Annotated in this window: 23 protein-coding genes; 6 read left to right on the plus strand and 17 right to left on the minus strand. The window is 62.5% G+C overall.

The features are described from left to right. Positions 1-178: 178 nt before the first annotated feature. The 5 genes from ACQ4WN_RS01615 to ACQ4WN_RS01635 all read right to left on the minus strand — a co-directional run bounded on the left by ACQ4WN_RS01615 (position 179) and on the right by ACQ4WN_RS01635 (position 6349). Entirely contained in the window at positions 179-3133 is a 2955-nt protein-coding gene (locus ACQ4WN_RS01615) for a ribonucleoside-diphosphate reductase subunit alpha (RefSeq protein WP_436549967.1), read from the minus strand. Between the two features lie 382 nt (positions 3134-3515). After that, the gene (ampD, locus tag ACQ4WN_RS01620; RefSeq protein WP_436550091.1) at positions 3516-4127 is read right to left on the minus strand and encodes a 1,6-anhydro-N-acetylmuramyl-L-alanine amidase AmpD; all 612 of its coding nucleotides are present in this window, start codon (positions 4125-4127) and stop codon (positions 3516-3518) included. Then, positions 4127-5176, minus strand: coding sequence for a sigma 54-interacting transcriptional regulator (locus ACQ4WN_RS01625; RefSeq protein ID WP_436549968.1), 1050 nt, complete (start codon positions 5174-5176; stop codon positions 4127-4129). Before ACQ4WN_RS01625 ends, ampD begins: the two co-directional genes overlap by 1 nt. 112 nt (positions 5177-5288) lie before the next feature. Further along, positions 5289-5549 (minus strand): PP0621 family protein, encoded by a 261-nt coding sequence (locus ACQ4WN_RS01630; RefSeq protein WP_436549969.1) that lies wholly within the window; start codon positions 5547-5549, stop codon positions 5289-5291. Then, complete coding sequence (locus ACQ4WN_RS01635) at positions 5546-6349, minus strand: cytochrome C assembly family protein (protein WP_436549970.1); 804 nt, start codon at positions 6347-6349, stop codon at positions 5546-5548. The genes ACQ4WN_RS01630 and ACQ4WN_RS01635 overlap by 4 nt, the downstream gene beginning before the upstream one ends. Positions 6350-6678: 329 nt before the next feature. On the opposite strand from ACQ4WN_RS01635, the gene ACQ4WN_RS01640 reads away from it, so the two are divergent. Continuing rightward, complete coding sequence (locus ACQ4WN_RS01640; RefSeq protein WP_436549971.1) at positions 6679-7218, plus strand: hypothetical protein; 540 nt, start codon at positions 6679-6681, stop codon at positions 7216-7218. A 63-nt stretch (positions 7219-7281) separates the two neighbouring features. On the opposite strand, the gene ACQ4WN_RS01645 is transcribed toward ACQ4WN_RS01640, so the two are convergent. From ACQ4WN_RS01645 to ACQ4WN_RS01685, 9 genes are all read right to left on the minus strand, one after another. After that, positions 7282-8265 (minus strand): ABC transporter substrate-binding protein, encoded by a 984-nt coding sequence (locus ACQ4WN_RS01645; protein ID WP_373918177.1) that lies wholly within the window; start codon positions 8263-8265, stop codon positions 7282-7284. 145 nt (positions 8266-8410) lie between these two features. Continuing rightward, positions 8411-10414 carry a MacB family efflux pump subunit gene (locus ACQ4WN_RS01650; protein ID WP_436549972.1) on the minus strand — a complete coding sequence of 668 codons (2004 nt, stop codon included), beginning with the start codon at positions 10412-10414 and terminating at the stop codon, positions 8411-8413. Positions 10415-10419: 5 nt separating this feature from the next. Beyond that, positions 10420-11607, minus strand: a complete 1188-nt coding sequence (locus ACQ4WN_RS01655) for an efflux RND transporter periplasmic adaptor subunit (protein ID WP_436549973.1) — start codon at positions 11605-11607, stop codon at positions 10420-10422. Between the two features lie 91 nt (positions 11608-11698). Then, complete coding sequence (locus tag ACQ4WN_RS01660; RefSeq protein ID WP_436549974.1) at positions 11699-12040, minus strand: DUF3325 domain-containing protein; 342 nt, start codon at positions 12038-12040, stop codon at positions 11699-11701. Beyond that, positions 12037-13740, minus strand: a complete 1704-nt coding sequence (locus ACQ4WN_RS01665; RefSeq protein ID WP_436549975.1) for a PepSY-associated TM helix domain-containing protein — start codon at positions 13738-13740, stop codon at positions 12037-12039. Before ACQ4WN_RS01665 ends, ACQ4WN_RS01660 begins: the two co-directional genes overlap by 4 nt. Next, positions 13737-14018: a hypothetical protein gene (locus ACQ4WN_RS01670; RefSeq protein WP_436549976.1), complete on the minus strand. Its 282-nt coding sequence runs from the start codon at positions 14016-14018 to the stop codon at positions 13737-13739. The genes ACQ4WN_RS01665 and ACQ4WN_RS01670 overlap by 4 nt, the downstream gene beginning before the upstream one ends. Positions 14019-14128: 110 nt before the next feature. Further along, the gene (locus ACQ4WN_RS01675) at positions 14129-16330 is read right to left on the minus strand and encodes a TonB-dependent siderophore receptor (protein ID WP_436549977.1); all 2202 of its coding nucleotides are present in this window, start codon (positions 16328-16330) and stop codon (positions 14129-14131) included. Positions 16331-16443: 113 nt separating this feature from the next. Further along, positions 16444-17436 (minus strand): FecR domain-containing protein, encoded by a 993-nt coding sequence (locus ACQ4WN_RS01680; RefSeq protein ID WP_436549978.1) that lies wholly within the window; start codon positions 17434-17436, stop codon positions 16444-16446. Then, the gene (locus ACQ4WN_RS01685; protein WP_436549979.1) at positions 17433-17942 is read right to left on the minus strand and encodes a sigma-70 family RNA polymerase sigma factor; all 510 of its coding nucleotides are present in this window, start codon (positions 17940-17942) and stop codon (positions 17433-17435) included. Before ACQ4WN_RS01685 ends, ACQ4WN_RS01680 begins: the two co-directional genes overlap by 4 nt. Positions 17943-18181: 239 nt before the next feature. Between ACQ4WN_RS01685 and ffh the strand changes: the two genes are divergently transcribed. Continuing rightward, entirely contained in the window at positions 18182-19549 is a 1368-nt protein-coding gene (gene ffh, locus ACQ4WN_RS01690) for a signal recognition particle protein (RefSeq protein WP_010401368.1), read from the plus strand. 344 nt (positions 19550-19893) lie between these two features. Further along, positions 19894-20289 (plus strand): SWIB/MDM2 domain-containing protein, encoded by a 396-nt coding sequence (locus tag ACQ4WN_RS01695; RefSeq protein ID WP_071650146.1) that lies wholly within the window; start codon positions 19894-19896, stop codon positions 20287-20289. A gap of 150 nt (positions 20290-20439) precedes the next feature. Here the strand turns inward: ACQ4WN_RS01695 and ACQ4WN_RS01700 are convergent, their stop codons facing one another. Together ACQ4WN_RS01700 and ACQ4WN_RS01705 are read right to left on the minus strand one after the other, a co-directional pair. Further along, the gene (locus ACQ4WN_RS01700; protein WP_436549980.1) at positions 20440-21057 is read right to left on the minus strand and encodes a lytic transglycosylase domain-containing protein; all 618 of its coding nucleotides are present in this window, start codon (positions 21055-21057) and stop codon (positions 20440-20442) included. Continuing rightward, positions 21054-22793, minus strand: a complete 1740-nt coding sequence (locus ACQ4WN_RS01705) for a proline--tRNA ligase (protein ID WP_436549981.1) — start codon at positions 22791-22793, stop codon at positions 21054-21056. Before ACQ4WN_RS01705 ends, ACQ4WN_RS01700 begins: the two co-directional genes overlap by 4 nt. 204 nt (positions 22794-22997) lie before the next feature. Between ACQ4WN_RS01705 and ACQ4WN_RS01710 the strand changes: the two genes are divergently transcribed. After that, positions 22998-23630, plus strand: a complete 633-nt coding sequence (locus ACQ4WN_RS01710) for an RNA pyrophosphohydrolase (protein ID WP_426072022.1) — start codon at positions 22998-23000, stop codon at positions 23628-23630. 101 nt (positions 23631-23731) lie between these two features. Here the strand turns inward: ACQ4WN_RS01710 and mqo are convergent, their stop codons facing one another. After that, positions 23732-25330 (minus strand): malate dehydrogenase (quinone), encoded by a 1599-nt coding sequence (gene mqo, locus ACQ4WN_RS01715; RefSeq protein WP_436549982.1) that lies wholly within the window; start codon positions 25328-25330, stop codon positions 23732-23734. A gap of 118 nt (positions 25331-25448) precedes the next feature. On the opposite strand from mqo, the gene ACQ4WN_RS01720 reads away from it, so the two are divergent. After that, positions 25449-25604, plus strand: a complete 156-nt coding sequence (locus ACQ4WN_RS01720; protein WP_436549983.1) for a hypothetical protein — start codon at positions 25449-25451, stop codon at positions 25602-25604. 168 nt (positions 25605-25772) lie between these two features. After that, the gene (locus tag ACQ4WN_RS01725; RefSeq protein ID WP_034780276.1) at positions 25773-26195 is read left to right on the plus strand and encodes a DUF1841 family protein; all 423 of its coding nucleotides are present in this window, start codon (positions 25773-25775) and stop codon (positions 26193-26195) included. Positions 26196-26224 lie beyond the last annotated feature (29 nt).

The following is a 26224-nucleotide window of genomic DNA, read 5'->3' on the forward strand; positions in this document are numbered from 1 at the left end:
CCGTTGAATCGGACAATACGGACATTAACAACATTGAATCAGCCCAGCAGCGCTGGGCTGACAACTTTAAATTTCTTAAAAACCGTCGCGAGCAAGCCCGATATCGGGTCGAGTAGCGGAGCCGTACTTTAGTACGGTGAGCAACACAGAACCCGAGAGGGGGCTGCGCAGCAGGTTTTTACTGGCAGGCTTCGCATTCTTCGAAACCGTCATCACCCGGACGCAGATAGCAGGCTTCGCCATCGGCGTCGTCCGCTGCAGCAGCCACCACGGGTGCCACCACGGCGGCAGCGGCTGCCGCCACCACCGCTGCCTGGGCGCTCTGCGCGCTGGCCGACATGCCGCCATCGACGGCCACGGCGTTCAGGGCACCGGTCTTGGAGGTCGATTTCTCCATGTGGGTAGCGGCGATGGTACGCAGGTAGTAGGTGGTTTTCAGGCCACGCAGCCATGCCAGCTTGTAGGTCTCGTCCAGCTTCTTGCCGGAAGCACCCGCCATGTAGATGTTCAGCGACTGCGCCTGGTCGATCCACTTCTGGCGACGCGAAGCCGCTTCCACCAGCCAGCTTGGCGACACTTCAAAGGCGGTGGCGTAGATATCGCGCAGGTCTTGCGGGATGCGGTCGATCTTCACCAGCGAACCGTCGAAGTACTTCAGGTCGGAGATCATGACTTCATCCCACAGGTCGCGTGCCTTCAGGTCGCGCACCAGGTAGCCGTTGATCTCGGTGAATTCGCCCGACAGGTTCGATTTCACGTACAGGTTCTGGAACGTCGGCTCGATACAGGCCGATACGCCGATGATGTTCGAAATCGTCGCCGTCGGGGCGATCGCCACGCAGTTCGAGTTGCGCATGCCGAACTTGGCGATGCGTTCGCGCACCGGCGTCCAGTCCATGGCCGACGAGGAATCGACTTCCAGGTAGCCGCCGCGCTCTTCGGCCAGCAGTTTCACCGAGTCTTGCGGCAGGATGCCACGGTCCCACAGCGAACCGGCATACGATTCATAGCGGCCGCGCTCTTCGGCCAGTTCCGTCGACGCCAGGTAGGCGTAGTAGCAGACCGCTTCCATCGAGGTATCGGCGAAGCTGACGGCGGCGTCCGAAGCGAACGGGATGCGCATCATGTGCAGGCAGTCCTGGAAGCCCATGACGCCCATGCCGACCGGGCGATGGCGCATGTTCGAATTGCGTGCCTTCTCGACAGCGTAGTAATTGATGTCGATGACGTTGTCGAGCATGCGCATGGCGGTGCGGATGGTCTTGGCCAGCTTGACGTGATCGAGCTTGCCTTCCTTCATGTGCGCCGGCATGTTCACGGAACCGAGGTTGCAGACGGCGATTTCGTCAGGGCCCGTGTTCAGCGTGATTTCCGTGCACAGGTTCGAGCTGTGAACGACGCCGACGTGCGACTGCGGGCTGCGGATGTTGCAAGGATCCTTGAACGTGATCCACGGGTGGCCCGTTTCAAACAGCATCGACAGCATCTTGCGCCACAGGTCCAGCGCGGCGATCTTTTTGTACGAGCGGATTTCGCCGGCGGCTGCCTTGGCTTCGTAGCCCAGGTAAGCCTTTTCAAAGGCTTTGCCGACCAGGTCGTGCAAGTCTGGCGTTTCGGATGGCGAGAACAGGGTCCACTCGCCTTTTTCCATGACACGCTTCATGAACATGTCGGGAATCCAGTTCGCCGTGTTCATGTCGTGCGTGCGGCGGCGGTCGTCGCCCGTGTTCTTGCGCAGGTCGAGGAATTCCTCGATGTCCATGTGCCAGGTTTCCAGGTAGGCGCAGACGGCGCCCTTGCGCTTGCCGCCCTGGTTGACTGCTACGGCCGTGTCGTTGACCACTTTCAGGAACGGCACCACACCTTGCGACTTGCCGTTGGTGCCTTTGATGTGGGCGCCCAGGGCGCGCACTGGCGTCCAGTCGTTGCCCAGGCCGCCGGCGTACTTGGCCAGCAGCGCATTGTCCTTGATGGCGTCGTAAATGCCTTCCAGGTCATCCGAGACGGTGCTCAGGTAGCACGACGACAGCTGCGAGCGCAGGGTGCCCGAGTTGAACAGTGTCGGGGTCGAGCTCATGAAGTCGAACGAGGACAGCAGATTGTAGAACTCGATGGCGCGCGCTTCGCGGTCCGCTTCGTTCAGCGACAGGCCCATGGCCACGCGCATGTAGAACGCTTGCGGCATTTCGATGCGCACGTCCTGGATGTGCAGGAAGTAGCGGTCATACAGGGTTTGCAGGCCGATGTAGCCAAATTGCAAGTCGCGGTCGGCAACGATGGCCTTGGCCAGGCGTTCCAGGTCGAAGCTGGCGAGTACCGGGTTCAGCAGGTCGTTGGCGATGCCCTTGGCGACATATTGCGGGAAATACGTCAGGTACTCGGCAGCAGCAGCCGCTTGCGGCACTTCCTTGCCGAACACTTCCTTGCGCACCGTGTGCAGCAGGATGCGGGCCGTGACCTGGCTGTAGGCCGGATCTTTTTCCATCAGCGCGCGCGCCGCCAGGATGGCCGACTTGTGCAGCTCTTCGACGGGCACGCCGTCGTACAGGTTCTTCACCGTTTCAGCCAGGATGGCGTCGGCATCGACATGCTTTTCCAGGCCGGCGCAAGCCGCATTGATCAGGTCGCGCACTTCCTGCATGTTCAGCAGGCGGCGCACGCCGTTATCAAGCACGTTCAGCTGGGGCGCTGCGACTTGCGCGGAGGCGCCTTGCGCTTCCTTCTGCAGGCGGCGCTCTTCCATGTGCTTGGCACGGTACAGCACGTAGGCACGCGCCACGTCGTGCTCGCCCGAACGCATCAGCGACAGTTCCACCTGGTCTTGCACGTCTTCGATATGGAAGGTGCCGCCACCCGGATGGCGGCGCACCAGCGCGGCGACGACGCCGTCGGTCAGTTGTTCCACCAGTTCACGGATGCGTGCCGAGGCAGCGCCCTGGCCGCCGTTAACGGCCAAAAACGCCTTGGTCATGGCGATAGCGATCTTCGAAGGCTCAAATGCCACCACCGCGCCGTTACGGCGGATGATGCGATAGTCGCCCAATGCCGCGCCCGTGCTCGCCACGCTATTGGCCGCGCCTGGCGCTGGCGATACTGGCGTTGGATGGATGGAAATATCTTGTGGTGATTGCATTGAAGCTCCCGTTGTCAGCTAAAGTCAGCCTGCAGTTTTGCTGCCGCGTGTGTTGTTGAATAGAACGCCCGATGGTCAGGGTTTCTTCAGGTATTTGTTGCTAAATAGTAAATTACTCACAGCCAAAAATCATCCGGCCAACCTGTACAGCCCGGCTGGCGCGAAACACGATCAAGGGTGATGAAACGCCAGTTCCCGTTGCCATATCAACAAACAGGGTAGCTTTGGTAATAATTCTGAAAACGTCTGTGATGGCACTACATATAGTCTTTAAATCCAAGTTGTGCACTAATTGTAGTGCCCATCGAAAGGCGATGCAATAGTTTTCCGGCATCCGTCAGCGTAATTTTTTGTATTTTCATATACGATTTCGGTTGACTTTTCAGGGCATGGATGGAAAGCCCAATCCCCGCGTAGTAAGCGCTAACGCAGGCCGCCTGCGCACAGTTTCCAACCAGCATTCTTGATAAAAATGCCAGTCAAAAAACGGTCCCGGATCCGTCTTCCTTCCCGCTGCAATATGCTCGTGGCCACGCACCTGGGACAAGCCATAGCGCGCCACCAGCGCCGCCGTCAGCGCCGCCAGCACGCGGTACTGCTGCGGCTGGAAGGGGACAAAGTCCGTGCCTTCCATTTCGATACCGATGGAATAGCCATTGCACTGCGGGCGTCCTTCGAATGTGGACGCGCCAGCATGCCAGGCACGTTGATCAGCAGAAACATATTGCAACAGCGCACCATCGCGCCGCACAAAAAAGTGCGCCGACACCTGCAAGCCCCGCAGGTCGGCGAAAGAAGGATCGGCATTATAATCTAACCGGCCGGTAAACAAGTCCGACACATGCGGTCCGCCAAAGTGGCCGCCCGGCAAGCTGATGTTATGGATCACCAGCAAGTCGACTTGCGCACCGTCCGGGCGCGCATCCTGGTACGGCGAGTCATAGCGCAGCGCGCCATCGCACCAGCCGTCTTCATCTATCGCCCATGCTGTCATCAAAGTAGCGCTTCCTGTATCGTCAATTTCTGCATCCGGTAACGCAGCTGGCGCACGCTCAGCCCCAGCTGGCGCGCCGCCCGTGCGCGGTGATAGCACGCCTGCACCAGCGCCTGCATGATCATGTCGCGCTCGGCCTGGCGCAAATACATGTCCAGCGGCAAGACCGGGGCAACGCTGCAAAGCGCCATGCCGGGCAAGCACAGTTGCCGCTCCGGCACGACCGGCGGCGGCGCTGCCCGCAGCGCGGTGATGCCGGCAACGGACGGCAAGGCCAGCCCGTCGAGCGCGATCACGCCGCCATCGGCAAAGGCCAGTGCCCGTTCCAGCATATTTTCCAGTTCGCGCACATTGCCGGGAAACGCATACGCAGCGAGGGCCGCCAGCACCGGCGGCGCCAGGCTCACGGCCTGGCCTGGTGCCAGACGCGCCAGGATTACCTCACATAATACCTGCAGATCGCCGTGCCGCTCACGCAGCGGCGGCAGCGCCAGCTCGATGACATTGAGGCGGTAAAACAGATCCTGGCGAAACGTGCCGGCGGCCACGCCGCGCGCCAGGCCATGCTGGCTGGCGCACAGGATGCGCACGTCAACGGCTTCGTCGCTACTGCCGCCCAGCTTGCGCACGCGGCGCTCCTGCAGCACGCGCAACAGCTTCACCTGCATGGGCAGCGGCAAATCATCGACTTCATCGAGCAACAAACTGCCGCCATGGGCCGCCTGGAACAATCCCTGGCGCTCGTGCAGCGCACCCGTATAGGCGCCCGGCCGGCAGCCGAAAAATTCGGCTTCCATCAGCGCTTCGGGAATCGCACCGCAGTTGACGGCGATAAACGGGGAGCTGGCGCGCGCACCTTGCGCGTGAATGGCGCGTGCCGCCAGTTCCTTGCCCGTGCCCGATTCGCCGCGGATGGCCACCGGCGCGCCGCAACGGGCGATGCGGCCGATCTGCGCACGCAGCGCCTGCATGGGCAGCGAACTGCCGCTCAGTTGCGGCGCCGGCGGCAGGCCGGCAGCGGTCACGATATGCGGGCTGGGACGGGGCATGGGTGCGCGCCTTTCTGCAAGGGCGGTGGCGAACCGCTTGCTGCAGATGCTACGCCGGATTGCTGCCGGAGGACGTTACGATACGGATGAGCAACGCTGCGCTGGCCGGTCCTTACAGCGTGGCATGCGCGTGGCTGCAGTAATCATGGCCCTTGGCCTGCACGTTTTCGGAGGCCGGGTAATACACGCCGCAATGGGCGCAGCACAGCATCAGCTCGGCATCAGGCAATTGCTGCGGCCGGCCTGGCGGCGCAAACGGGTTCGGCTGCTGTTGCTGCTGCGCGCGGGCGCGTTGCTGCATGCCCCGGATCTTGCTGCGAATAGCAAACAGCACCAGGAACACCAGTGCCAGCCAGAATAAAACACGTGTCATGCGTATCCTCGGTGTAAAACCACTTCCAGTACAAAACGGCTGCCGACATAGGCCAGCAGCAAGGTGGCGAATCCGGCCAGGGTGAAGCTCAGGGCTGTCTTGCCGCGCCAGCCGCGAAAGCGGCGGCCTGCCAGCAGGGCGGCAAACAACAGCCACGACAGCATGGTAAACACGGATTTATGATCCCAGTTGAGCGCCTTGCCAAATAATTGCTCGGAAAAGACGATGCCCGACAGTACGGTTAGGCTCAGCAGGATGAAGCCCAGGCCGATCATGCGGAACAGCAGCTTTTCCATCGTCAGCAGGGCTGGCAACTGGTCCAGCGCGCTGCCGATGAAGCCGCGGCTTTCGCTGCGCGTATGCAAGCGCGATTCCTGCAGCGCCATGAGCACGGCGTGAAAGGCGGCAATCGTCAAGGTGCTGTAGGCCAGCACGGCCACGGCAATATGCCAGCCGAAGACGGCAGACTTGCCCTCCATGCTGACCTGGCTGCCAGGAAAGGCCCAAGCCAGGCCGATGGCGATGACGGCGCTGGGCATGACCATGCGGCGCAGTCCGTCCAGGCTGAAATTGCGGTTCTCTATCCAGTAAGCACCCACCGAGACCCACAGCGCGGCCGACAGCATGGCGGAAAAGCCGAAGCGCAAAGTGCCGGGCGCCATCAAGTCGAACCACAGGGTGGCGGCGTGGGCCAGCCAGGCGACGCCGGTCAGGCCGGTAATGAGCCGGGCACGCGATGAGGGAAGCACCGCGCACGCCGCGTACAACAGGGCGGCGATGAAAAAGAAATAGATCTGCATAGTTTAAGTTTACACCATAGCCGACAAGCGCGATTCAAGCGACAGCCCGGGTGACAGGCACGACGCCGCCATCCAATGCCGCAAGCCTGCCATGATATCGCGCCTGAGGCATGACGGGGTGGCGCACCCTCAAGATTTCGGCAATCTTTCCTGCTGCGCGCTGACGCCGCGCAGCGGATGCGTTGCCATCCTGATTAGCCAGTCTTATAATTATATCCACAGAGCAATATTCATCCACCCTAAGGCCACCGTCCCCCGCCATGCTTTCCTTCAAAAAAAGTACCTGGACCTGCCTCCTGCTGGCCGCCTGCACTGTCTTAAGCGGTTGCATGAAAGATGCGCCTTCCCAATCCACGTACGAGGAATATTTCCGTACCTCGATTCAAAGCTATGACCTGTACAAGCAATACTTCGACATCGCGAAGCTGGAAAAGCTCAATGGCTGGAAAGAGAACGAACAGTACGAAATCAAGGGCTCGGCTTTGCTGCGCGCCAAGGTGGGCTACCTGGAATTGCTGGCCGACGTGGCCGACAAGCTCGAAGCACAGGCGAAGACGGATGGTTCCGTGGGCATGACCATGGGGCTGGGCCTGATGGCGCGCGGCATGGGCGGCGAAAACAAGGTTTTCCGCGACTTCTGGGCGCAGCAGCAGGAAAAGAAAGCGATTCCCGCGCCGCTGCTGGCCCGCCAAGCGGCGATGACGGCCGAGCGTTTCGAAAACCTGCTGCAATGGTCGGACCAGATCGTGCAAGACAATTATGGCGCCATCATCAACCGCCAGCTCAAGAAAGGCGATGAACTGACGCGCATCTACACGCTGAGCTTCCGGCAGACGGAGAAGGGCTGGATGGGCTTTAACGCCCGCTAAGCCCCCCCCAAAAAAAACCTCCGCACCAGCACTGGCGCGGAGGTTTTTTCATATTTTACTGATTTACTTCACATTCAAGCTCTTTTTCGCCTGCTCCAGCAAGTCCGTCTTGACCCAGTCCTTGGCCACGGGCGGTTTCGTCATGCGACCTACGCCCGTTTTCACCATCACATCAGTGGTCACCTGGATATGCTCGGGCGAGATATCGTACGAATACGGCGAATTGCTGATCGCGTCGTCGAAGTCATCCTTCGTGATCTGGCCGCGGAACACGACTTCGCGCACATACTTTTCCGCCGTCGCCTTGTTATCGATAAAGGTCTTGGTGGCTTCCACGAAACAGCGCATGAATTTCTCCGCCACGGGACGGCGTTCCTTGTAGAACTTTTCCGTCATCACCATGGTCCGTACGGGTTCGCCGATCGGCGTGTCGTACGGTTTGATGACTTCGGTGCCGAAGCCCTTGTTGATGGCCTGCGACGATTGCGGTTCCGACTGCATCATGGCGTCGATATTCTTACCCATCAGCGCCTGGTTCAAGTCGGCGTAGGCAAGGAACACCAGTTGCACATCCTTGCCCTTGGTTTCGGAATACGTCAGGCCCGCTTGCGACAGTTCGGCCAGCAGCAGCACTTCCTGGATGCCGCCGCGCGTCACGCCCACGCGCTTGCCCTTCAAATCCTTGACGCTGGCGATCTTTTGCCCCATGCCCCCCACCAGGCGCGCGCCGCCCTTGGCAAAGCCGGCCACCACATAGATGGGCGCGCCGCCGGCGCGGCCGGAAATGGCCGCTTCGGACGCCGTCGCACCCACGTCCAGCTCGCCCGCGATAATCGCCTGCATCACATCGAGGCCCTTGGCAAAGATATGCTCTTCGACCTTGATGCCGCACTTGGGCGCGATTTCCTTGATGTACGACACGGCGCCGTAATGGGCAAACTTCAAATTACCCAGGCGCACGACTTCCTGCGCCTGGGCCGAACCCACGCTGAATGCCAGCATGAGGGCGGCGGCAATACCGGTCGTCAAGGTTGATTTTTTCTGCATCGGGTTCTCCTGTGGTGGTTGGTATGTGCCCGCAAGGGCATAAAACGCGAAACACTGCTTGTTATTATGGGGAGATAGTACCGCGTGTTGGAACCAGGGCAACATTTTTTTGCCGGTAGCCGCGCTGCCGGCCTCGTTAGCAGACCTACTGTCCCGCCAGCGCCACCACCGGGTCGAGTCCCGACGCCTTGCGTGCCGGCATGAAGCCAAACACCAGCCCCGTCACCACGGCGCAGGCAAAGGCGCCGGCGATGGCGCTCAGCGAAAAGATCACCGGCACGTCCCATACCAGCAGCAAGCCAGCCACCGTCACGCCGACCACGATGCCGGCCACGCCGCCCACCACCGACACCAGCACGGCTTCGGTGAGGAACTGGCGCAGGATGTCGCGCCGGCGCGCGCCCGTCGCCATGCGGATGCCGATTTCGCGCGTGCGCTCGCGCACCGTCATCAGCATCACATTCATGACGCCGATGCCGCCCACCACCAGGGAGACTGCCGCGATCAGGCTGAGCATCACGGTCATATTGTCCTGCGTCCTGGCTTCGGCGGCGATCGACGCGGCCGCGTTGCTGATGCCGTAGTCGCGGATGCGGTGGCGCTCGAACATGGTGGCGTCGACCGCCGCCTCCACCTCGGTCACGCGCTTGACGTCGCTCACCGCCATCACCGTGTACGTCGGCTCGCGCTGGCCAAAGACGCGGATGCCGGCCGTGGAAAACGGCAGCAGCAGCACGTCGTCTTCATCCTTCTCGCCCGTCAGCGCGCCCTTCGCGCTCATCACGCCGATCACCTGGAAAGGTACATTGCCGATCAGGATGCTCTGCCCCACGGGGTTGGGCACGTCGGGCATCAGCTTTTGCGCCAGGTGCGCGCCCAGCACGGCCACGGTGGCCATCTCGCGCTCATCCTCCTCGGTAAAGAAGCCACCCTTGGCCACCGGCCAGGTCTGGATCTGCGGCAGGGCCGGTCCCGTGCCGCGCACATACGTCTGCACGTCGAGGTTACCGTGGCGTATCACCTTGTTGCCGGTGACATTCGGCAGCACGTGGGAAATACCCGGCACGTCCTCCAGCGCCTCCAGGTCGGCCAGGGTAATGCTGCGCCCGGGAATGCGCGAGCTTTCACCGATCGACGACATATACAAGAGGTTCGAGCCGAACGCGCCCAGCTGCGCCATCACCTGCTGGCGCGTGCCCAGGCCGATGGCCAGCATGACGATCACGGAAGCAACGCCGATGACGATGCCCAGCAAGGTCAATCCCGTACGGAAGCGGTTGATCCACAGCACGCGCCAGGCGGCGCGCGCCGCGTCGAGCAATTCCGTGCCCAGCGAGGCCCCCGTATCGTGGGCGGCGCGCGACATGTCGAGCGGCGGCAGGGCCGTCGACGTGGCGGGAATGGCGACGGCGCCCGAGTCTGCGATGATCTCGCCATCGCTGATCTCGATCACGCGGCGCGCCTGGGCCGCCACCTTGCGGTCATGCGTAATGAGGATGATGGTGTGGCCCGCGTCGGCCAGTTCGCCCAGCAAGGCCATGACTTCGGTGCCGCTGCTGCTGTCGAGCGCTCCCGTCGGTTCATCGGCGAGGATGATGCGCCCGCCATTCATCAGCGCGCGGGCGATCGACACCCGCTGCTGCTGCCCGCCCGACAATTGATTTGGCCGGTGATCGAGCCGCTCACCGAGGCCCAGACGCTTGAGCAACGCTTCCGAGCGGGCGTGGCGGGCGGCGGCAGGCATGCCCGCGTACAGGGCCGGCACTTCCACGTTTTCGCGCGCCGACTCGGTGGCGATCAAATGGTAGCCCTGGAAGACGAAGCCGAACGCTTCGCGTCGCAGCCATGCCAGTGCATCGGGATTCAGGCTGGCCACGTCCTGACCGGCGAAGCGGTAGGTGCCGTCGCTGGGACGGTCAAGGCAGCCGAGCAAATGCATCAGCGTCGATTTGCCGGAACCGGACGCCCCCACGATGGCGACGAATTCGCCGGCGCCGATAGCCAAGGTCAGGCCGCGCAGCACTTCCACGGCCGGCGCGCCGTCATGGCCGCCGTAGCGCTTGCGGATGCCGTGCAAGGAAATCAAAGGCGTCAGTGGCGCCGGCTGGCCAGAGTCTCCAGCTTGCCCCAGCGACCTGGCCTCGCTCATGGCACTCATAACTGGAACCTGCTGGCGCCGCTGCTGGCCGGCTGCTCGCCCGTGACCAGCAATTCACCTTCGCGCAAGCCTTGCAGCACTTCCGCGCTAAGACGGTTGCGCACGCCCACGGTGACGGCGCGCGTATCGACCCTGCCGTCCGCATCCATCACGCGGGCCGTGAACTGCCCCGGCTTGGCGCCTTCCCCGGTCAATGGTTTCAGCGCAGGCAACGGCACGGCCAGCACATTGTTTGCCGCGGCCGTGACAAACACCACTTGCGCCGTCATCTGCGGCATCAATTCGCCATCCGCGTTATCCACGTCGAACAGCACTGTGTACAAGATCACCTTGCTGGTCGACGGCGCCAGGGCCGTGCCGGCGGTGGAACCACCGGGCACCGGCGGGGCTGGCAGCACTTGGCGCACCTTGCCGCTCCAGCGCCGCTGGTCGCCGCCCAGGGTGGTGAAGTACACGGGCATGTCCGGGCGCACGCGGCGCACGTCCGCTTCCGACACTTCCGTCCACACCGTCATGGCCGACAGATCGGCGATGCGCAGGATATTCGGCGTCTGGTACGTGGCGTTCAGGGTCTGCCCTTCTTTCGCGTCCAGGCCCACGACCTTGCCGGCCATCGGCGCGTAGATACGCGTATAGCCGAGGCGCGCCTCGTCCGCCTTCAGGCTGGCCTGGGTCTGGGCGATCTGCGCCTTCAGGTGGTCGATCTTCGCGCCGGCCGACGCCAGCGTGGCTTCGGCCGTTTCCAGGTCGGCCAACGGCGTCGAGTCGAACTTGGCCATCTGCTTCTGGCGCACGTGCTGCTGGCCCGCCAGGCGGTGCTGCGCCTGCTGGTCGGCCAGTTGCGCGCGCAAGCCCGCCAGGGCGGCGCGGCCCGCATCGACCGTGGCTTGCTGCACGCTGGGGTCGATCTCGGCCAGCAACTGGCCTTTTTCCACGGCGCTGCCGGGCTGCACGTGCAGGCGCGTGATCTGGCCCGACACTTGCGCGCCCACGTCGACATAGGTTTGCGGCTGCAGGGTGCCGATGGCCGTCACGCTGGCCTCGATATTGCCGCGCTTGACGGGCGCCGTGTCGAACACGGTGGTCGGGCCGCGCGTGGCCCACAGTGCACCGGCGCCTAACAGCGCCAGCAAGACCGCGCCGCCCAGAATGCGGGTGCGGCGGGAAGGCAGGCGGGCCGCCATCAGGACGCCGCCTTGCGGTTGCAGGTAAAGTAAAACGGTGTCGCCAGGCGTGAAAAATGCATCGGTCTATCCTTGAAAATGGCGGTGAGCATCACCGCAGGAACGTCACAAGACCTGCCAGCGCGGCGACGGCTGCCAGCAGGGAACTACGCAACAGCAATCGGGGCGCGTACGGGAGCAGCAGGGCCACCAGCAGCGCGCCCGCGCCGATGAATCCCAGCCAGGCGACCACGCCGACGCTGGCGCTCCAGCCGGCCACGCAAGGCCAGATGGCCAGCGCCAGCAACAGTGCGCCGGCCAGTTGCAGCGCGCGCCGCACATTCGGCGCCGCGTCCCTGCCCCAGACCTGGCAGTGATGGCGGTCCATCGCCAGCGACAGGCTGGCCATGCCCGCATACGACAGGCCCAGCGCGCACAGGATGGTATTGATCATGACTGTCCTTCCGGAGTGACTTGCAGGCTGGCCGACGGTGCAGAGCCTTCCCTGGCCGCAGCCTTCCTGGCCGGTTTTTCCTTGCGCTTGTGGACTTTCCACGCACCCCAGGCCGCCAACAGGCCGAAGGCCATGCTGCCCAGTTCCACGCCGGCGCTTTCCCAGTCGCCGCGCGCGACCTGCGCCACCAGGTTGTCGCCCGTGCTCAGTACATTCAGCACGGGCAGCAGCAGGCACAGGGCGGCCAGCAGGCACAATTGCTCGATCCACGCGCGCTTTTCCGCGCGCAGGCAGGCATGCACCAGCATCAGGAACCACACGCCGAAGAAGGCGCGCACTTCCCAGCCGGCACGCTGTTCGAGGCCGACGGGGATCAAGCGGTTGGCCCACAGGAATCCCACGCAGGCGATCGCCAGGCCGGCAATCGCCGCCACATTCAGACATTCGATGACGCGGTACACGCGCTGCGTATAGGCGCCGAACTCGCCGCCGGACTTCTGGCGCCGCTTGACCAGGAACAGGATCGCGCCCGTGCCCATCATGGCCGTGCCGGCCAGGCCGCAGAAGAAATACAGCCAGCGCATCGGCATGCCGCCGAAACCGACCATGTGCAGGTTCGACATGACGGAGCGCGTCAGGCCCGCGCCGCCCGTATCCGACTCGCCCGGCCGGCGCACGGCGACCTGTTCGCCCGTGGCCAGCGCATAGCAGGCCCTGCCCGTATTGGCACTGAGGCGCGTGAGCAGTTCCGTATCTTCATTCCAGCCGTACATGCACACGCGCATGGAGGCGTCATTCGGATTGTCCAGCACCACGGCGCGGATTTCCTGGCCGATGGCCTGTTCGGCGCGCAGCGCGAACGATTCCAGCGCGGGAATGGCCAGCGGCTGCCCCGACCGCGCAGGCTTGCCCGCATCGTTCCAGTCGGCCAGGAAGGCCCGCTTGGGATTGTCCATGCCGTATTGCGCCACCACGGGGGCCGGCACATAGTCATCGCTGAAAAATGCCAGGCCCGTGTAGGCGATCATGAACTGGAACGGCAAAGTGAGCACGGCCACCGCGTTGTGCGCGTCGAGCCACGAACGCTGGCCCTTGGCCGGACGGAAGGTAAAGAAATCCTTGAAGATGCGCTTGTGCGTGATGACGCCACTCACCAGCGCCACCAGCATGATCATGGTGGTGATGCCGACGATCCACACGCCGATGCGGCCCGCGTGCAGCTCGTAATGGAAATCGACGAAATGGTGGCCGCCGATAGTTTCCCGTTCCGTCGCCTCGCCCGCATGTTTGACGATGGCGCCCGTCAGCGGATCGAGGTCCGCCGAACCATAGCCGCCGCTGGGCTGGAACCAGTAGGCGGACAGGCCATGGCCGGGACGCTGCACAGGCCAGATTTCCCACATGCCCGCCTTCGGGTGCTCCTTCGCCATGAAGTCGAGCGCCAGCTCCAGACGGTGCGCGCGGTCCGTGACCTTGGGCAGCGGCGGATCGTTCGCGTGCGCCGCCTCTTCCAGGGCGTGTTCGGGCGTCATCCAGTGGCCGATCGGGTCGTCGAAGACGGCCAGGGTGCCGGTCAGGAAAATGGCGAACAGCAGCCAGGAAATCCACAGGCCGCTCCAGGTATGCAGCCAGGCCATGGCCTGGCGCAAGCCGCCCTGCTGCGGCGTCTTGAGCACTTTATCTACCTTGACGGCGTTCATGCGGCACCTCGCGACAGCAGCAGGCCGATGCCGCCGCAAACGATGGCTGGCAGCAGCATGCCCAGCCAGGCGCGGCGCAGGTCTTGCACGGCAAAGACCCAGATTACGGCGCAGGTGTAGACGACGAAGGCGCTCAGGGTGGCCGTCAGCACGGCTTCGGCGCGCGACAGCGGCAACACGGCCGACAGCAGCACGGCCACGCCGGACGTCAGCGCATAGCCGCCAAAAATGGCGGCCAGCACGCGCGAGAACAACATCATGTTGGCCGATTTCATCATCGCGGCGCTCCCCGTGGCATACGCCGGCGCACACCGTCGCGGGCCAGATTCAACTGCACATCCATAAGCCATGCATCCTTCATCAAGATAGGTCATTCAAAAGTGATTATTTACAGTGTGTAGTTCAAGGTCAGCATCAGGTTGCGCGGCGTGCCCGCCAGATTGCCGAAGACATCGGAGTAGATGCTCTGGTAATAGTGCTTGTCGAGCGCATTGTTGACGTTCAGGCGCAGCTCGGCGCGGCTGTCGATCTGCCACGCCGCGTTCAAGCCCAGGATCGCGTAGCGGCCCTGGCGCAGGTGATAAGTGCCGTCGTTTGATTCGGTCGCGCCCTGCCCATACACCGAGGCGCCGACGCGCCAGCCCTGCGCGGCGCCGGACAGGCGGTAGCTGGTGGCCAGCTTGAGCTGCTGGCGCGGATAGCGGCTGTTGAAATCCTTGCCGATATTGGCCGGATCGCTGTCGCGCGTAAATTGCGCCTTTACATAAGTAAAACCGGCCGACAGCTGCCAGTCGGGCGTCAGCGCGCCCGCCACATCCAGCTCCACGCCTTCGCTGCGCACTTCGCCCGACGCGCGCTGGCAATAGCCCCAGGTGCTGCCGGGGCAGGGATTCGGGCCGGCCAGATCGTCCACGCCCCGGTTTTGCTGGCGGATCTGGAACACGGCAGCGCTGGCATTGAGGGCGCCGCCGAAGTATTCGCCCTTCACGCCCGCTTCATAGTTGCTGCCGCTGATCGGCTTCAAGGGCCGCGCATTGGCGTCGGTGGACGCTTGCGGCTGAAAGATTTCGGTCCAGCTGGCATACACGGAATGCTGCTTGTCGAGGTCATACACGACACCGGCGTAGGGCGTGAATTCGCGCGCCACCGAGTAGCCGGCATCGTCCTTGTACCAGCTCACGCGCCCGCCCAGCACCAGCGACAGCGGGTCGGCCAGGCGCATGCGCGTACCCGCATACACGCCGCTTTGTTCGGTGATGCTGGCCGTGCCCCACTGCGCATAGTTGATGACGGGGCGCACCACGCTGCCCGCATCCCACTTGAACGGGTCGAGCACCGGCGCGGCCGCGCCCCAGCTGTACGGGGCCCAGCCGCCATAACTGTTTTTCGACGAACGGCGGTGGCTGGCGCCGACGCTCAGCTCGTGCTCGCGGCCGAAGAGGCTGTAGCTGCCGCTGGCGTAGGCGTCGTAGCTGGTGTTGGCCAGCTCGGCGCGGTAGCTTTGCGAATTGAAGCGCAGGGTGTCGCCACGGCGGTTGATGCCGGAAAACGTCGTGTCGATCTCGGGTGTCTTGCGCGTGGCTGCCAGCTTGGCCTTCCAGCCGTTGGCGAAGCGGTGTTCCAGTTCGGCGAAGATGGTTTTATCCGTCTGGCGCCAGTCATCGAAGTCGGTGCCCAGGTAGGTCGAGCGGGGCAAATTCAGAAAGCGGCCGTCGGCGGCGGTCACCACGCCCGTGGTGACGCCGTCGTTATCGGTCTTGCGGTAGTGCGCGCCCACGGTCAATGTCGTGTCGGGGCGCAAATCAGCCTCGATGATGCCGTACAGCTGGTGATTGCGGCCATGCAGCACGTCAACGTAGTCCTTCTTGTCCTGCAGCGTCACGACGATGCGCCCGCGCAGGGTCTTCGCTGCGTTGAGGGCGTTGGCCGCATCGGCTTCCAGGCGGTAGTTGCTCCAGCTGCCCACGCTGGCCGAGAACGACGCTTGCGGCGTGGCCGTCGGGCGCTTGCGCACCATATTGATGGCCGCGCTGGGCGTGCCGCTGCCCGTCATCAAGCCCGTGGCGCCGCGCACCACTTCGATGCGGTCATAGATGGCCAGGTCGTCATTGTCGCCATTGAAGGTGCCATTCGCGCCCAGGCTGGTAGGCAAACCATCGAACAGGATGTTATCGACTGGAAAGCCGCGCGCGCTGAAACTGCCCGAGTCGCCCGTGAAGTTGCCCTTTTGCATGACCAGCCCCGTGATCGACTGGACGGCGTCGTCCAGGGTCGTGATGCCCAGGTCATCGATCTGCTGGCGCGTCAGCACGCTGACCGACTGCGGCGTCTCGCGCAGCGACAGATTCAGTTTGGTTGCCGTATTGCTCACGCCAGTCGTATAGGAACCGCTGCCTTCCGTTGTCGCATCGCGCCCCGCCGTGACGGACACGCCGAGCATGGTTTGCTCGGTGGCGGGAGCAGCAGGCGTGGCCTGCTGCGCCAGCGCCGGCAGGCTGGCGGCCAGACACAGGGCGGCCGCCGCTTGCGCCAGCGGGTGCAGTGCGGAGTGAGACGATGGCAAACTGACAAAATGCAAAGCGTACGACATGAAAATTCCTGATGGTGGCGTCATGAGACGGTGAAAAACAGGCGCCCTACTCTGTAGGTGCCGCGAAAACGAAAAACGGGCAGCCGGATGGCTAAATATTTTTGCGCAGCGTGCTATGGCGCCGGTTCGACGCTGACCCAATACCGCGTGCGGCTGCGCACCTGCACCGGCAGCGAGTTGGGCAGCATGTTCAAAATACGCTGGGTATCGGCCAGCGGGAATACACCCGACAGGCGCAGCTGGGCCACTGCCGGTGCGCAGTCGATCACGCCCGGACGGTAGCGGGCCAGGTCGGCCAGGAAATCGCCCAGGGTCACGTCGTCGACGATCAGCTGCCCGCGCGACCAGGCGGCCGCATACGCATCGATGGCGTGTGGCGCGTCCGGCGCATGGCGGGAAAACGCCACGCCACGCCCGGCCGCCAGCAGCAAGGGCGCGCCAGCGCTGTTGTGGGGGCGGATTTCAACGGCGCTTTCAAACACCTCCACCCTGCTGTAGTCATCCTGCTGGCGCACGGCAAAGCGCGTGCCCAGCGCACGCACCTGGCCTTCGCGCGTCGCCACCACCAAAGGCGCGCCGCTGCCGATGCCGTGACCGCTGGTGACGAGGATCTCGCCGGCCAGCAGCTCGATCAGGCGGCGGCTGGCGTCGAAACGCACGTTCACGGCCGATCCCGTATTCAGGCTGAGTACACTGCCATCGTCCAGCACCACCTCGCGCCGCTCGCCCGTAGCCGTGCGATAGTCGGCGCGCAGGGCGCGCACGCCATCCCAGGCGCCTGTCTGCGCGGCCAGCATGCCGCCGCCGGCCGCCACGCCCAGCCACGCCAGCAACTGGCGCCGCTTGCCGTTGATGGCTTTCTGCTGCGTGCCGGCCAGCGCCTGCGCGGCCGCACTGCGGTGCAAGCCGTTGAAGCGCTGCGACACCGCTTCAATATGCTGCCAGGCCCGTTCATGTTCCGGGTCGGCGCCGCGCCAGCGCTGCCAGGCCGCGTGTTCCGCTTCGCTGGCCTCGTCCGACATCAGCACGGTCAGCCACCCGGCCGCCTGCTGCTGCACTTCCTCGCCGATGGCCACCGGGGCCACGGGTTCTGCCGCCGTACTCATGCCGGCAGGGAGAAAAACACCTGGCGGTTGGCACGCGTCAGGTATTGCTTGACCGAGCTGGCCGACACCTTCAGGCGCGCAGCGATCTCGGCGTAGCTGAGGCCTTCGAGCTGCGCCAGCAAAAACGCCGTGCGCACGGGCGCTGGCAAGCCATCGAGGGCCGCATCGATCTCCTGCAAGGCTTGCAGCGCCAGCAACCGCTCTTCGGGCGCGGGCGTCACTTCGGGCGGCAAACAGGCCAGCGCCTCCAGGTAGGCGTCTTCCAGCACTTGCCGGCGATAGCGGTGTGCCACCAGACGCCGCGCGATGGTGGCGAGGAAAGGCCGCGCTTCGCGGATCTGCGGCGCGGCACCGGCCGTCAGCACGCTGATAAAGGTGTCGTGCGCCAGATCCGCCGCTTCGCCCGCATTGTCCAGCTTATGCCGCAGCCAGCCCTGCAGCCAGCCGTGATGGCTGCTGTAGAGCGCGTGCAGGTCTTGTTGCTGGGCAAAATCGGCGGCCGACATGGCATCCCTTTCCGGTCAAGCGCGGCGCGCCTGCAAATGTAAATAAGAATTATTCTCATTTTAACCGTGTTTTTAGCTTTCATGCAATCACGGCATTGGCAGAAATACCAACTAATTCAAAAGCAGGCCAACCGCCAGGCAGCGCAGCGCAGGACCGCCAGCCAACCGCGATAAGGTAAAATGGCGCCCATCGTCCGGCTTTCGCCGCCCACTCCCAAGCTTTTCATTGCAGGTTCATCATGCTAGATAATCTCACCCAACGGCTTGCCAAAGTCGTCAAGACCATGCGCGGCGAGGCGCGCCTGACTGAGGCGAACACCGCCGACATGCTGCGCGAAGTGCGCCTGGCGCTGCTCGAAGCCGACGTCGCCCTGCCCGCCGTGCGCGAATTCATCGCCAAAGTCAAAGAAAAAGCCATGGGCGAGGATGTCATTTCCTCGCTCACGCCAGGCCAGGCCCTGGTCGGCGTGGTGCAGCGCGAGCTGGCCGCCCTGATGGGTGCCGACCTGGGACCGGAAGCGTCGCAGATCAGCTTTGCGCAGCAGCCGCCCGCCATTATCCTGATGGCCGGTCTGCAGGGTGTGGGTAAGACCACCACCGTCGGCAAGCTGGCGAAATACCTGAAGGAAGAAAAGAAGAAGAAAGTGCTGACCGTCTCGGCCGACGTGTATCGTCCTGCCGCGATCGCCCAGCTGCAATCGGTCACCGCCCAGGTGGGCGCCGACTTCTTCCCGTCTTCCAGCACCGACAAGCCGGTCGATATAGCCCTGGCCGCGCTGGACTGGGCGAAAAAACATTACCACGATGTGCTGATCATCGATACGGCGGGCCGCCTGGGTATCGACGAAGAGATGATGCGCGAAATCGCCGCCGTCCACAGCGCCGTGAAACCGATCGAAACCCTGTTTGTCGTCGATGCCATGCTGGGCCAGGATGCCATCAACACGGCGAAAGCCTTCAACGATGCGCTGCCGCTGACCGGTATCGTGCTGACCAAGCTCGATGGCGATGCGCGCGGCGGTGCCGCCCTGTCGGTGCGCCACATCACGGGCAAACCGATCAAGTTTGCCGGTGTCTCGGAAAAACTCGACGGCCTGGAAGCGTTCGACCCGACCCGCATGGCCAACCGCATCCTGGGCATGGGCGACATCCTCGCGCTGGTGGAAGAGGCGCGCAAGGGCGTCGACAGCAAGGCGGCAGCCGACCTGGCGCAAAAGATCAAGGTCGGCGGCAAGTTCGACATGAACGACTTCAAGGCGCAGCTTGGCCAGATGAAGAAAATGGGCGGCATGGCCAACCTGATGGACAAGCTGCCGGCGCAGTTCCAGCAGGCGGCAGGCGGCAAGAACATGGATCAAGCCGATAAACAGGTGCGCCGCATGTGCGGCATCATCGACTCGATGACGCCGCAGGAACGCGCCAAGCCTGAACTGATCAAGGCCACGCGCAAGCGCCGCATCGCCGCCGGCGCCGGCGTGCAAGTGCAGGAAGTGAACCGCATGCTGACGCAATTCGAGCAAATGCAGACGATGATGAAGAAATTGTCGGGCGGCGGCATGATGAAGATGATGCGCTCCATGAAAGGTATGATGCCTGGCATGAGGTAAGGCTTCAACATCCCCGTTCACGGGGATTTTGATGGCGTTCATTACGCCGCACATCCAAGTAAAAACATCGTTCTAAATCGTGCCGGATTGCATTTTCATGCGTCCGGCATCATTTCCGCCCTCCCCCGCAGTACCCCACCCCGCATAGCCAGTAACCATGCCATTTACGGGCAAAAACGCCGTTCTGCGCGCCCAAGCGGTGCGCCCGGGCGACAGCATCGCCATTTCCCTGCTTTTTCCTCGTGAAAACGTGAAAAACACTTGCATACAAGGTAAATCCACACCAATATTAGCCGTGCGATTAATTGCGCAATTTCCCATGTGTTTGTTAAGGAGGCTCGAAGATGGCAACAGCCAAAAAAACCCCAGTAGCAGCGCCAGCCAAAGCAGCAGCAGCCAAGCCTGCAGCCGCCAAAAAAGCAGCACCCGCAGCCAAAGCAGCAGCTAAACCAGCAGCGGCGAAGAAAGCGGCAGCACCGGCAACACCACGCAAGCCAAACGCAGCATTCATGAAAGCAATGACGCCATCGAAAGACCTGGCCGCCGTTGTTGGCGCAGCACCACTGCCGCGCACGGAAGTGACCAAAAAGGTATGGGATTACATCAAAAAACTCGATCTGCAAGATCCGGCCAACCGCCGCATGATCAATGCTGACGACAAGCTGAAAGCAGTTTTCGGCGGCAAAGCCCAAGTCTCCATGTTTGAAATGACGAAACTGATCTCCGATCATTTGAAATAATCAGATACGCGCCGGCCCAACACCGAGCGAGTGCCCCGCAGCTGATTCAGCGAGCGGGGCATTTTTTTGCTGCCATTTGCCGGGGTCAGACCCTCAACACCGTTAACACAGAGCTTTGCGCCAACGCTGCCGGGGGTCTGACCCCAGCCTTCATCTGAATTCCCACTGCCTCCACGCCGCCCTTACCGCATTCGGATACTCTGCCCGCCCCCGGCTGCCGTTATACCGCCCCAGCGCCAGGTACAAGTCACCTCGCTCCATGTCCAGGTACATGCGCAAAATCGCGCAGCCATAGCGCAGATTCGTTTGCATGTGGAACAGTTTGCTGCGGTCGCTGTCGCCGATGACGCCCGTCCAGAACGGCATCACCTGCATGTAGCCGCGTGCGCCGGCCAGCGAGACGGCATATTTTCGATAGGCCGACTCCACCTGGATCAAGCCCAGTACCAGGGCCGGCTCCAGGCCCGCGCGGCGTGCTTCATACCAGACGGTTTCCAGGAATTCCGTGCGCAGCTGCGCGTCCGGCAGCTTGCGCTGCAGGCGTTGCGACATCTGCGCCAGCCATTGCTGGTAGCGCTGCAGCTCGGCAGGGGTGGCAAATTTGGGTTGCGGCGGGCGTTCATCGCGGATCGCGTGCGACAGGGCCAGTCGGACGGAGTCGGCCAGCGCCTCCTCCTTCTGGTTGCCGGCCTGCGCGAAGGAAGCGCAGGCCAGGCAGGCGGCCAGCGCGAGCGCGCCAGCCGTTTGACTTACCGATAAGCGCTTCACTGCGCCATTTTGCCCTGGATGAAGGCGACGATCTCGTCCGGCGCCACGCCGGTGGCTTCCGCGTCGCGGCGGCCCTGGTATTCCAGCTTGCCTTCTTTCAGGCCGCGCTCACCGATGACGATGCGGTGTGGCACGCCGATCAGTTCCCAGTCGGCAAACATGGCGCCAGGACGCAGGCCGCGGTCATCGACGATGACATCGACGCCAGCGCCTTGCAGGGCCGCGTACAGCTTCTCCGTCTCTTCCTTGACCAGTTCGCTGCGGTCCATGCCCATCGGGCACAGCACGACTTCAAACGGCGCGATCGACGCCGGCCAGATGATGCCCTTGTCATCGAAGTTCTGTTCGATGGCGGCGCCCAGGATGCGCGTCACGCCGATGCCGTAGCAACCCATCTGCAGCGGCGCAGGCTTGCCATTCTCGTCGAGGAAGGTGGCTTTCATGCTTTCCGAGTACGCCGTACCCAGCTGGAACACGTGGCCCACTTCGATGCCGCGCTCGATGGCGAGTGCGCCCTGGCCGTCCGGCGAGGCGTCACCGGCGACAACATTGCGCAAGTCGGCCACGATGGCTGGCTCGGCTACGTCGCGGCCCCAGTTGGCGCCCGTATAGTGGAAACCGGCATCATTCGCGCCGCAGACGAAGTCGCTCATGTGGGCGACCGTACGGTCCGCCACCACGGTGACGGGTGCTTTCGTGCCGATCGGACCCAGGTAGCCAGGGATGGTGCCGTAGACTTCCAGGATTTCCGCTTCCGTCGAGAAACGATGTCCGGCCAGGCCGGCAACCTTGCCCACCTTGATCTCATTCAATTCATGGTCGCCGCGCAGCAGCAGCATGAAATGCTGTTTCGTGACTTTCTCATCCTTGCCCGTGGTTTCCACCGTCAGGGCGACGGTTTTCACGGTGTGCGACAAAGCTATACCCAGCAAGGCGGCTACGGTTTCGCACTTGACGGTGTCCGGCGTGGCCGTTTTCGTCAGCGCCTGGGCAGCAGCTGGGCGCTCGCCCGCTGGCGGCAGCGCTTCGGCCGCTTCCATGTTGGCGGCGTAATCGGACGTCGGGCAGTACACGAGCGCGTCTTCGCCCGTGTGGGCGATGACGTGGAATTCGTGCGAACCGGAACCGCCGATGGCGCCGTTGTCGGCTGCCACGGCGCGGAATTTCAGGCCGAAGCGCGTGAAGATGCGCGTGTAGGCGTCAAACATGACCTTGTACGACGCTTGCATGCCGGCCAGGTCGCGGTCGAACGAGTAGGCGTCCTTCATGGTGAATTCGCGGCCGCGCATCAGGCCGAAACGGGGACGGCGCTCGTCGCGGAACTTGGTCTGGATATGATAAAAATTCAGCGGCAACTGGCGGTAAGACTTGATTTCCGTGCGCACGACGTCGGTGATGACTTCTTCCGATGTCGGCTGGATCGCGTATTCGCGGCCGTGGCGGTCTTTCACGCGCATCAGTTCGTCGCCCATCTTGGTCCAGCGGCCCGTCTCTTGCCACAGTTCGGCCGGCTGCACGAGCGGCATCAGCAGTTCGATAGCGGCGGCTTTGTTCATCTCGTCACGGATGATGGCTTCCACCTTGCGGATCACGCGCAAGCCCATCGGCATGTAGGTATAGATGCCGGAACCGAGGCGTTTGATCATGCCTGCACGCATCATCAATTGGTGGCTGACGATTTCCGCGTCAGAAGGTGCATCTTTAAGTGTGGAAATAAAAAAACGGGAGGCGCGCATAACGGTGAATTCTTTTTAAAAAGAGAGGGTTATAATCAACCTAATTTTAAAGGATTAGCTGGCTGATGCGTCCATACTTTACACAAATGCGCTCAATTGGTGCGATTCCGGCGCTTTTCGCACCCCGAAAAGGTCACCGGCTTGCGAAGTTGTGGGTAATTATGTAAAAAAGGACGCTCTGTCGCAGAAAGTTTGAGGTGCATTATGCTCGACCGTGAAGGGTTCCGGCCCAACGTCGGCATCATCCTGCTAAACGCCCAGAACGAGGTGTGGTGGGGCAAGCGGGTGCGCGAGCACTCATGGCAGTTTCCGCAAGGCGGTATCAAATATGGCGAAACACCGGAACAAGCCATGTTTCGCGAACTTGAAGAGGAAATCGGACTCAGACAGGAACACGTCAAAATTGTCGGCCGCACCCGCGACTGGCTGCGCTATGAAGTGCCAGACCACTTCATCAAGCGCGAGATTCGCGGCCATTACCGTGGCCAGAAGCAGATTTGGTTTCTGCTGAGAATGTGCGCGCGCGATAACGACGTCAATCTGCGCCTGACCGACCATCCCGAGTTCGACGCCTGGCGCTGGCATGAATATTGGGTCCCGCTCGATGTCGTGATTGAATTTAAACGCGATGTGTACCAGCGCGCCTTGCAGGAGCTGTCCCGCTTCCTGACCTGGCCCGTGCATGGCAACGCACAGCAAGCGCACCGCCACACCTCGCGCTACCTGCGCCAACCCCATGCGCCACGCGCACAGGATGGCGCGGCGCTGGCCCAGCCTTGCGACGGCATTGCCGCCGAAGGATGTACGCCGGAGCTGATCTTGCCGGGCAAGGGATAGTCCGCCGCAATGAACGCACTCTCCCACGCAAAAGGGGCAGCCTGACCAGGCTGCCCCTTTTTTTCATGTCGGCAAGAAACTTCCCGGCCGGTCAGGCTGACTTAGTTTGCTGCCGGTGCTGGCGCAGCGGCGGGAACGTCCAGCGTCATCGCTTTCAAGCCCAGAATATTGCTGCTGTAGTGGCGGATCTTGTTCGCCAGGGCAGGATCATTGTTCAGCTTTTGGCCATACGAGGGCACCATTTCCACCATCTTCGCTTGCCATTCCGGCGTCGCCAGGCGGCTCTTGAAAGCCGTTTGCAGCACCTTGATCATGATCGGCGGCGCGGTCGAGGCACCGGGCGAGGCGCCCAGCAGGGCAACGATGCTGCCATCGGCAGCGCCAACGACTTCCGTGCCGAACTGCAGCAAACCGCCTTTGACAGGGTCATCCTTGACGATCTGCACGCGCTGGCCAGCGTTTTGCAAGGTCCAGTCTTCCATCTTGGCGTTCGGCAGGTATTCGCGCAGCGTTTTCAGGCGATCTTCCGGCGTGTTCATGACTTGCTCGACCAGGTATTTCGTCAGCGGAATATTGTCGTAGCCGGCTTGCAGCATGGGTTTTACATTGCCCGTGCCGATCGAGGCTGGCAAGTCGATCCAGGAACCGTTTTTCAGGAACTTGGTCGAGAAGGTGGCAAACGGGCCAAACAGCAGGGCTTTCTTGCCATCGATGATGCGCGTATCGAGATGCGGCACGGACATCGGCGGCGAACCGACGGACGCCTTGCCGTAGACCTTGGCCGCATGCGCCGCCACCAGTTCCGGATTGGTGGTGACCAGCCATTGGCCGCCCACCGGCACGCCGCCGTAGCCCTTGGCTTCAGGAATGCCCGATTTTTCCAGCAGCGGCAGCGAACCGCCACCCGCGCCGATGAAGACGAACTTGGCGCGCACAGTCTTTTCCTTGCCAGCGGCCAGGTCTTTCACCGTCACGTTCCACACGCCATCGGCGCCGCGCTGGATGTCTTCCACCTGGTGACGCAGGTGCAGGACCATGCCATGGCTGTCCGTCAGGTATTTCACCAGACCGCGCGTGAGGTTGCCGAAATTGACATCGGTACCGATTTCCATGCGCGTCGCGGCCACTTTCTGGCCCTTGTCGCGGCCTTGCATGACCAGCGGCGCCCATTGCTCGATCTGCGCCTGGTCTTCCGAGTACAGCATGCCCTTGAACAGGTTTTCCTTTTGCAGCGCGGCATAGCGCTTCTTCAAAAAGGCAATATTGTCATCGCCCCAGACGAAGGCCATGTGCGGCACATTGTTGATGAAGGTTTGTGGCGCACCCAGGTGCTTGTTGGCTACCTGATAGGCCCAGAATTGCTTGGAAATTTCGAATTGCTCGTTGATGGCAACGGCTTTTTTCGTCTCGATGCTGCCATCGGCCGCTTCCGGCGTGTAATTCAGCTCGGCAAAGGCAGAATGGCCCGTGCCCGCGTTGTTCATCGCGTCCGAGCTTTCGGCGGCCACGGAATCGAGGCGCTCGACCATTTCCATCGTCAGCGAGGGATCGAGTTCCTTGAGCATGCTGCCCAGGGTGGCGCTCATGGTGCCGGCGCCGATCAGCAGCACGTCGACCGGTTTTTCGGAGGAAGCCGGAGGGGTCTTGTTACATGCCGCCAGGATCAGGCACGACATCAAAAGTAATAGCGATTTACGCATTCGTAACTCCATTTTTGGATACTGAAGAATGATTCTTGCGCGCCACCGTGGCGCCACCATCGCTGTATGAAATGAAAACAGTTGGCCAACCGGAACGCCAGGGCGGCCGGACAGCTCGATGTCGATGGTGATAGGCATGCTGCCGCGCTCCGGGATAAACCAGGAGCAATATCTGGTGGCAAAGGTGCGGGCAATGGAAGCACGGAGTAGCAACAAAATCGCCATCGTGTCCAGTGCAAATATCAAGAGCGGCGATTTTATCACCGTTATTTGACGCCGCCGGGCCACGGCGGTAGTGGATAATACTTACTGCAGGGGTTTAAATGATGGTGACTATCGGATCATGCAAGCGGGCACCAGACGGCAAAAAGGGCATCCCCGATGCCCTGAATTGACGTACGCGGTACAATGCCGGCTGCCCTTTAGCCATAGTCAGTCAGCCATGTTCAACCCCTCTTCCGACGACGTGCGCCGTTTCTTTTGTGAAACATTGCGCAAGCACCGCGCCCATGAAATCCTTACGCCGATGGAAGCCATCGCGCTCGACTGGATTCTGGAACACCCCGAGTATGAAAACGAGCTCTCCGATGTCGAAGCGGCGCTGGCACGCGACTATTCCGTCGAAGGCGGACAAGCCAATCCTTTCCTGCACCTGTCCATGCATCTGTCGATCACAGAGCAGGTGCAGGTGGACCAGCCGCGCGGCATCCGCCCGGCCGTGCAGCAACTGACCCAGCGCCTCGATTCGGCCCATGCGGCCCAACATGAAGTGATGGAATGCCTGGGCCAGATGATCTGGGCTTCGCAGCGCTCGGGCTTGCCGCCCGACACGGACGCGTATATCGATTGCGTGCGCCGCCGCTGATCAGGCAGTATCATATTACCAAGGAAATC

The organism is Janthinobacterium pasteuri (assembly GCF_051380775.1).
Lineage (GTDB): Bacteria > Pseudomonadota > Gammaproteobacteria > Burkholderiales > Burkholderiaceae_D > Janthinobacterium.